Annotated in this window: 1 protein-coding gene; it reads left to right on the top strand. The window is 69.6% G+C overall.

The genetic code is table 11. The annotated features are described in order from the left end of the window. Positions 1-298 precede the first annotated feature (298 nt). Positions 299-832 carry a DUF1707 and DUF4870 domain-containing protein gene (locus tag Sru01_RS29970; protein WP_239137852.1) on the top strand — a complete coding sequence of 178 codons (534 nt, stop codon included), beginning with the start codon at positions 299-301 and terminating at the stop codon, positions 830-832. Positions 833-1,101: the final 269 nt, after the last annotated feature.

Raw genomic sequence — 1,101 nt, 5'->3', positions numbered from 1 at the left:
CGTCGTTGGCCTCACGATCGAACTTCGCGATTTTCGGGCCGCGCCGCCGGCGAATCCCGTAGCGATCTCGCCATCCCATACCCCTTGTATACCCGTAGTAGCGGGCAAATGGGCGGCTCCGGGCCGGATCGGGGTCGGGTCGGGGATGTTCCGGATGGACCCCCGTGGTCCGGGCTTCGAGAATCGAGGGGACGTCCTGCTTCCGAGGGAAGGCGCGGCACTGATGGCACAGGTAGTGGGAACATCGGCGACACCGCCGGCCGGCGGTCGGCGCCCTCTGCCGCATCCCGGACTACGGGTGACCGACCAGGACCGCGAGGACGTGGTGGAGCACGTGACCACCGCCTACGCCGAGGGGCGCCTGGACAAGGCGGAGTTCGACGAGCGGCTGCACCGGGCGATGACCGCGCGCACCCACGGAGACCTCGCCCCGATCATGCGCGACCTGTACCCGGCCGGCATGCCCCGGACGGCGCCGGCGCCGCCGTCGGCGGTGCCGGCATGGCACCCGGTTCCGCTGACCGCCGGTGACCGGCTCGGTGCCGCGGCCGCGCACGTGCTGCCGTTCTTCGGGCTTTCCTTCGTCGGCCCGCTCATCATGCTGCTGACCGGCGGCAGGACCTCGCCGTACATCCGCCGGCACGCGGTGGAGGCGCTCAATTTCCACCTGACGGTGCTCGGGGCCAGCGTGGCGCTGCCCCTCACGGTCGTCGGCATCGTGCTGCTCCCGCTGATCTGGATCGCCGCCTTCGTGCTGGGCATCGTGGCCGGCGCCATGGCTCTGGGCGACAGCGCATTCCGCTATCCGCTCACCGTCCGCCTGGTCAAGTGACGTTCAGGGCGGCGTACCGCCCGGTCATGGCGCCGGTGGCCGCCGGTGACCGTTAGTGTTGACGCACCTGCCCGGCCTGTGCGATCCTGGCCACGGCAGCGAGGTTGACGCCGAATCTAAGCGTTGACACTCGTTTGTTTTTTCCGTTAAGCTGCCTCCTCGCGCTGTCCGTCGTCGCCCCTGACTCGCGGGGCGTCCGGTGTGCGCGCACGTCGATTCCGTCCGTGCCTCCGGAAGGACATCTGTTGGCAGCCTCGCCCAACGCTTTT

Origin of the sequence: Sphaerisporangium rufum (assembly GCF_016863395.1) — a bacterium.
GTDB lineage: Bacteria > Actinomycetota > Actinomycetes > Streptosporangiales > Streptosporangiaceae > Sphaerisporangium > Sphaerisporangium rufum.
Note: the sequence above shows the minus strand (reverse complement) of the source record. Positions and strands in the feature narration are given on the sequence as shown.